Below are 6,820 nucleotides of genomic sequence, written 5' to 3'. Positions count from 1 at the left end.
GCGCTTCGTCGCACGCCGCGTCTTCCACGACCTCGCCACCGACCTCCGACCACCCAGACTCACTGCTTGACATCCATAGGACCATCCAGCATGAGCCGCCCGCCCCCAGCATGCTGATCGAGTAGCCCCGCAACGGGCGCATCGAGATCCGCCCACCGCCAGCACTGAGGCCACCCTTACTGAGAGTTAGGCTAGCCTACCCTCATGCATCGCACATCCAGCCCTCGCATCCCCCTGCTGATCGCCGGTCTCGCCGCCGCCTCCGTCGCCCTCGCCGGCTGCTCGTCCGGCGCCTCCGGAGCCGCGACGAACGCCGCCGCCGAGACGGTCGTCGTCGAGAACGCGAAGCCGACCCTGACTCTCGTCGACGAGGACGGCGAGCAGTCCTACCAGGAGGACACGGCCGTCGCCCGCACCTCCGTCGAGGTCCCCGCGTCCCCCTCCGCCGTGGTCACCTTCGACATCGCCACGCTCGACACCCTGCACACCATCGGCGCCGGCGACGCCGTCGTCGCGATCCCCGACGCGACCCTGCCCGAGTACCTCGCCGAGTACGCCGACCTGCCGAAGGTCGGCACGCTCTTCGAGCCCGACTTCGAGGCCGTCGCCGAGCTGGACCCCGACCTCATCGTCACCGCCGCGCGCAGCACCGGCCAGTACGACGAGCTGTCCGAGATCGCCACCACGATCGACCTGACCGGCAGCTACGCCGGCACCTTCGACCCCGCCGCCGCCCTCGAGCGAGCCACGCAGCTCGGCGAGATCTTCGACCGCGAGGAGGAGGTCGCCGCCCAGGCCGCCGCCACCGAGCAGCTCGCCGCGACCATCGAGGACCGGGCCGACGGCAGCGCCCTCGTGCTCTCCGTCTCCGGCGGCGAGTACAGCGCCTTCGGCGAGGGCTCCCGCTTCGGCTACTTCTTCGACTCGCTCGGCTTCACCCCCGCCGTCGCCGCCGCCGAGCTGCCCGGCACGGAGGGATCCCCGCACGGCGACACCGTCACCAACGAGTTCCTCCTCACCGCCGCGCCCGAGTGGATCTTCGCCTTCGACCGCGGCGCGGCCACCGGCGCCGCGAGCACCGCCGAGGCGACCCTCGACAACGCCCTCGTCGCGCAGACCCCCGCCGCGCAGAACGACCGCATCGTCCAGCTGCCCGCGAGCGAGCTCTACATCGTGATCAACGGCCTCACCGCCGTGCAGAACGTGCTCGAGAGCGTGCACGACGCGATGCAGAGCTGAGCGCTCCCCGCGTGGTCCGTCCTCCCGTCCGCGCGCTGATCGTCGCGGGGGTGGCGCTCGTCGCCGCCCTCGCGACGCTCTCGCTGTTCCTCGGGGTCGCCGAGCTCGACGCATTCGTCCTCGTCGAGAGCCGCCTCCCCCGCACCCTCGCCCTGATCCTCGCCGGCGCGGCGTTCGCCGTCACCGGCCTGATCCTGCAGCTGCTCACCCGCAACCGCCTCGTCGAACCCGGCACCACCGGCGCGACCGATGCCGCGACCCTCGCCCTGCTCGCCGTCCTCCTGCTCGCCCCCGCGCTGCCGATGGGAGCGAAGGCGGCGCTGGCCGCGGTCGGCGCCCTCGCGGGCGTGCTCGGCTTCCTCGCGCTGTCCCGCCGCATCCCGGCGCGCTCCAGCGTCCTCGTGCCCGTCGTCGGCCTCCTCTACTCCGGAGTGATCGGCGCCGCCACCACCTTCCTCGCCTACCGCACCGACACCCAGCAGGAGCTCCTGAACTGGGGCATCGGCGACTTCTCCGGCATCCTCCGCGGCCGCTACGAGATGCTCTACGTCGCCGCGGCCGCCGCCGCCGTGGCCTGGATCGCCGCCGACCGCTTCACCGTCGCCGCCCTCGGCGAGGACACCGCGCGCGGCCTCGGCCTCGACACCCGCGCGGTGATGCTCACCGGTGTCGTCATCATCGCCGCGGTCACCGGAGTGATGATCGTCGTGACCGGCGCCCTGCCCTTCCTCGGCCTGATCGTGCCCAACCTCGTCAGCCGGCTCGTCGGCGACACCATGCGCCGCTCCGTGCCGCTCGTCGCCCTGCTCGGAGCGGCCCTGGTCCTCGCCTGCGACCTGGTCGCCCGCACCGTCCGCTTCCCGTTCGAGCTGCCGATCTCCCTGGTGATGGGGATCCTCGGCGGCCTCGTCTTCCTCCGCCTGCTGATCGGGCCCGCCCGCCGGGGGACCGCCGCGTGACCGCCCTCGCACCCCGCCGCGCCGCCCGCACCCTCCGGCCGGCGGCTCTGCGCAGCCCCGGCCCCCGTCTGGTGCTCCTCGCCGCGATCGCCGTCGCCGTCGTCGCCCTCTACCTCGTCACCGATCTGCCCGGCCGCTGGGAGTACGCGCTCGGCCTGCGCACCCGCACCGTTCTCGGCATGGTGATCGCGGCCGCGGCGATCGGAGTCGGCACCGTCCTCTTCCAGACCGTCACCGCCAACCGCATCCTCACCCCCGGCATCATGGGCTTCGACGCGGTGTTCCTGCTGCTGCAGGTGGTGACCGCCTTCGCGATCGGCCCCGCCCTGCTGGTGTCGGCGCCGCCACTCGCCTCCTGGCTGATCGAGCTCGTGCTGATGGTCGGCGTCGTCACGGCCCTCTACTCCTGGCTCTTCGTCCGCCGCCGACTCGATCTGCACGTCATCGTGCTCGCGGGACTGGTGCTCGGCGTGCTGCTGCGCTCGGTCACCGGCTTCCTGCAGCGCCTCCTCGATCCGGACACCTTCGCCGTCGTGCAGAACCTGACCTTCGCGAGCTTCACCTCCGTCGACCGCGAGCTGCTGCTGCCGACCGGCGTGCTCGTCGCCGCGGCGATCGCCTCCCTCTGGCCGATCCGCCGCTCCCTCGACGTGCTCGCGCTCGGCGAGGCGACCGCCGTCTCCCTCGGAGTCGAGCACCGCCGCACCGTGATGCACGTGATCGTCGCGGTCGCGGTGATGGTGGCGGCCTCGACCGCGCTCGTGGGCCCGGTCGCCTTCTTCGGCCTGATCGTCGCCAACGTCGCCTACACCGTCGTCGGCCACCGGCACCTGCGCAGCATTCCGGCGGCGGTCGCGGTCGGAGTGGTCGCCCTCGTCGGCGGGCAGCTCGCGCTCGATCGCGTCCTCGGCTTCGGCACCGAGCTGCCGGTCGTCATCGAGTTCGCCGGCGGCCTCCTCTTCCTCCTCCTCGTGCTCACCGGAAGGGCCCGCTGACATGATCCAGACCACCGCCGTCACCACCCGGCACGGGAGCGTCGTCGCCGTCGACGAGGTGACGCTCGCCCTCGAGGCGGGCCTCACCGCGATCATCGGCCCGAACGGCTCCGGCAAGTCGACCCTCCTCGCCACGATCGGCCGCCTGGTGAAGCCGACCGGCGGGAGCGTCACCGTCGACGGCCTCGACGTCGCGACCACCCGCTCCCGCGACATCGCCCGGCGCCTGGCGATCCTCCGCCAGGACAACCACGTCGCGATCCGCCTGAGCGTGGAGGACCTCGTCGCCTACGGCCGCTTCCCGCACGGCGGCCGGGGCACCTCCCCCGAGGACCGCGCCCACGTCGACGCCGCAATCGCCGCCCTGGACCTCTCGGCCGTCCGCGAGCGCTTCCTCGACGAGCTCTCCGGCGGCCAGCGCCAGCGCGCCTTCGTCGCGATGGCCCTCGCCCAGGACACCGACCACCTCCTCCTCGACGAGCCGCTGAACAACCTCGACCCGCGCCACGGCGTCGTGCTGATGAAGCTCCTGCGCCGCCTCGCCGACGAGCGGGGGGTGACGATCGTCGTCGTCCTGCACGACATCAACGTCGCCGCCCGGTTCGCCGACCGCATCGTCGCCGTCCGCGACGGCCGCATCGCCCACCACGGCCCGGTCGCCGAGGTCCTCACCGCCCCCCACCTCGAGGCGCTCTACGACACCCCCGCGCTGGTGTCCGACGTCGCCGGCCACCGCGTCATCCTCTGGCAGTGACCCCCCTCCCCCCGTCCGCGAGATGCCACTTATGCACGCATTCCTCGGCGTGTCGCGCTCACAAGTGGCATCTCGCGGAGCCGCCGACACGCGCACCGAGTGCCGCGCGCTGCGGCCCGTCCCCTGCTGATCGAGCAGCCCGCGCAGCGGGCGTATCGAGATCCGCCCTCGCCCGATGCGCCCCGGCGGGGCCACTCGACCGGCACGCACCCGGACCCGCTCGGTCAAACGCAGCCCGGCCGCGCACTCCAGCAGGTCGGGGATGCCGCTCACGGGCTGCGGCTCAGGGGCGGCCCGCGGGCCGAGGCGGCGGAAGACCGGCGGCTCCGTCGCCAGCACCTGACCGACGGCGCGCCCTCCGGTCCAGACCGTCAGCAGCACCTCGCCGTCCGGGCGCTCGGGAGCGCCGATCTCGTAGACCCGGCCCCGCACGGCCGCGCGCACCGGCGTCTTCCGGGCCAGGTGCACCCACACCGGGAACTCGCAGACCATGTCGACTCCTTTCTCATCAGCCCTCGACCGGGAGGTACGCCACCAGGGCGTCCGCTGCGTCGTCCCCGAGCAGGATCGTCTTGTCCGCGAAGAGGATGTGCTTCATGCCGACCATGCTCGGTCGCGGTCCCCGCCCCGGGGGAGGTCCTTGACAGATCGGGGAGGGGACCGGATCGAAGCGAGAGTCCGTCGGGGTTGCCGCCGGAGTCGAACTGGAGAAAGGTGTCGATCACGCGGGCGCCCGCCGGCTGTGACGAAGGCTGGAGACGGCGATGGGAGAACTGTTCTACGACGGATCCGTCGAGATCGACTTCGAGGATCGGGTGCTCGCGCACCTGCAGATCGTCATCACCGCGAAGCTCCGCCGCAACGAGTCCTTCCTGCTCAGCTGGCGCGACGACCACAGCATGGGCGACGGCCGCAGCGCCATCTGGCTGCATCCCGCGGTCGGCCTGCGCTACAAGTACTTCGGCGGGCGGATGCCCCGCATCAACCCCGCCTGGATCGCCGCGCTCACCGATCTCGCCAACTCCGCCGGCGGCCTCTACGTCGTCGCCGAGCCCGACACCGAGCACGTCCGCACGATCGACCGGGAGGCGCACTGATGCGCCGGCTCGACATCCTCTCCGACGGAGCGCCCTCCACGGTGAGCGACCGCACCGCCGCCCAGCTCCGGGTCGAGGTGGACGCCGCCCTCGCCGCGGAGACCCCGCAGTGGCTCACCGTGAACCACGGCGAGGGCCGCGCCAGCACCGCACTCATCCTGATCACCCCGTTCACGGCGATCACGATCCTCACGAACGACGCCGAGGACGACGTCCCACCCGACGCGGCCTGAGCGGCGCGGAGCCGCCGCCGACGCGTCGACACTGCCGGCGGCCGCCTCGTCGCTCCGGCCCGCGCGTCCCGGCACCGCGGCGGCTAGGGTAGGCGCGATGACCGATTCCGCCGTCCTCTGCGACCCGTATCTGCGCGGGTACCCGATCGACGGCGTCGCCATCTCCACCCTCGGCCGCACCTTCGGCGGCGAGACGATCGCCGCCAGCGACCCGACGGCCGCGCGGCTCGACGAGATCCAGCTCGACCTCGGCCAGGGCCCCTGCTGGGACGCGATCGCCGCGGGCGCCCCCGTGTCCCTGCTCGACACCGGCACCGACGTGCGCTGGCCGCTCTTCGCCGAGGCGGTGGACGCCCTCGACGTGCGCTCGGTGTTCGCCTTCCCGCTCACCTTCGCCGGGCTCTCGATCGGCGCCGTCGACCTCTACACCCGCGCCCCGATCACCCTCGACGACGCCGCGCTCACCGAGATCTCGGCGCAGTCGCCCGCCACCTCGCTCCGGGTGCTCGCCGCGGTGCTCCACGACGACGCGGACGAGGTGAGCAGCAACCCCGGGTCCCGGAGGGTCGTCCACCAGGCGACCGGCATGATCATCGCCCGCTACCGCCTCGACTCGGACGACGCCCTCGTGCTGCTGAGGGCCCACGCGTTCGCCCAGCACCGCCCCCTGGTCGACGTCGCCCAGGACATCGTCGCCCGCCAGGACGGCTTCCCCGACCGCCCGCTCACCGTTCAGGACGACTCATGGTGATCAACTCCCGCGAGCGGAGCGTCATCGCGACCTTCGTGGCCCTCTCCGACACGCTCGTCGACGACTACGACGTCGTCGACTTCGCGCAGACGCTCGTCGAGAGCAGCGCGACCCTCTTCGACGCGGTCTCGGCGGGCCTGGTGCTCGCCAGCCCCGAGGGCACGCTCGAGGTGCTCGCCTCGACGGACGAGGACACCCGCCTGATCGAGCTGCTGCAGCTCGAGACCGCCGGCCCGTGCATCGAGTGCTACGACACCGGGCGCCCCGTCATCGTGCCGGACACGCTCGCGGTCGACGACCGCTGGGCCGAGTTCCGCACCCGCTCGCGCGACCTCGGCGTCCGCGCCGCGCACTGCGTGCCGATGCGCTCGCGGGGCACCACGATCGGCTCGCTCAACCTCTTCCAGGCCGGCACCGGCACCCTCGACCCCGACGACATCGCCGTCGTGCAGGCCTTCGCCGACGTCGCGACGATCGGCATCCTGCACCAGCGTGCGCTCCGCGAGAGCACCGTCACCCAGGAGCAGCTGCAGCGCGCCCTCGACAGCCGCGTCCTGATCGAGCAGGCGAAGGGCATCATCGCCTACTCCCAGCGCACCACCGTCGACCGCGCCTTCGAGATCCTCCGCTCCCGCTCGCGCTCGACCTCCACCCCGATCACGACCCTCGCCCGCCAGATCATCGAGGGCTACCGGGACTGACCGGCCGCCGCGGCAGCCCTTACCGCCGGCCCGCGTTCCTCCCCTGACGGTCGAGCAGCGGGGCCGCAGCTTTCATGCCGGTCGAGTAGCG

The 6,820-nt window shown here is 72.7% G+C and carries 8 protein-coding genes; all 8 read left to right on the top strand.

Translation table 11 applies throughout. The annotated features are described in order from the left end of the window. The first annotated feature begins 204 nt into the window (after nt 1-204). The 8 genes from EDF17_RS19530 (at nt 205) to EDF17_RS19495 (ending at nt 6,729) form a co-directional block, all read left to right on the top strand. Nucleotides 205-1,239, top strand: a complete 1,035-nt coding sequence (locus EDF17_RS19530) for an ABC transporter substrate-binding protein (protein WP_123444551.1) — start codon at nt 205-207, stop codon at nt 1,237-1,239. 11 nt (nt 1,240-1,250) lie between these two features. Then, a complete protein-coding gene (locus EDF17_RS19525) occupies nt 1,251-2,198 on the top strand; it encodes an iron chelate uptake ABC transporter family permease subunit (RefSeq protein WP_243732985.1) in 948 nt (315 codons plus the stop codon). Next, complete coding sequence (locus EDF17_RS19520; RefSeq protein ID WP_243732984.1) at nt 2,195-3,193, top strand: iron chelate uptake ABC transporter family permease subunit; 999 nt, start codon at nt 2,195-2,197, stop codon at nt 3,191-3,193. Before EDF17_RS19525 ends, EDF17_RS19520 begins: the two co-directional genes overlap by 4 nt. A gap of 1 nt (nt 3,194) precedes the next feature. Further along, on the top strand, nt 3,195-3,947 hold the full coding sequence (locus EDF17_RS19515) for an ATP-binding cassette domain-containing protein (RefSeq protein WP_123444552.1): 753 nt from the start codon (nt 3,195-3,197) through the stop codon (nt 3,945-3,947). 764 nt (nt 3,948-4,711) lie between these two features. After that, nucleotides 4,712-5,044, top strand: a complete 333-nt coding sequence (locus tag EDF17_RS19510; protein WP_123444553.1) for an ATP-dependent DNA ligase — start codon at nt 4,712-4,714, stop codon at nt 5,042-5,044. Next, the gene (locus EDF17_RS19505) at nt 5,044-5,277 is read left to right on the top strand and encodes a hypothetical protein (protein WP_123444554.1); all 234 of its coding nucleotides are present in this window, start codon (nt 5,044-5,046) and stop codon (nt 5,275-5,277) included. The genes EDF17_RS19510 and EDF17_RS19505 overlap by 1 nt, the downstream gene beginning before the upstream one ends. A gap of 97 nt (nt 5,278-5,374) precedes the next feature. Continuing rightward, nucleotides 5,375-6,028, top strand: coding sequence for a GAF and ANTAR domain-containing protein (locus tag EDF17_RS19500; protein ID WP_123444555.1), 654 nt, complete (start codon nt 5,375-5,377; stop codon nt 6,026-6,028). Further along, nucleotides 6,022-6,729: a GAF and ANTAR domain-containing protein gene (locus EDF17_RS19495; protein WP_123444556.1), complete on the top strand. Its 708-nt coding sequence runs from the start codon at nt 6,022-6,024 to the stop codon at nt 6,727-6,729. The genes EDF17_RS19500 and EDF17_RS19495 overlap by 7 nt, the downstream gene beginning before the upstream one ends. Nucleotides 6,730-6,820: the final 91 nt, after the last annotated feature.

Origin of the sequence: Rathayibacter sp. PhB1 (assembly GCF_004362935.1) — a bacterium.
GTDB lineage: Bacteria > Actinomycetota > Actinomycetes > Actinomycetales > Microbacteriaceae > Rathayibacter > Rathayibacter festucae.
Note: the sequence above shows the minus strand (reverse complement) of the source record. Positions and strands in the feature narration are given on the sequence as shown.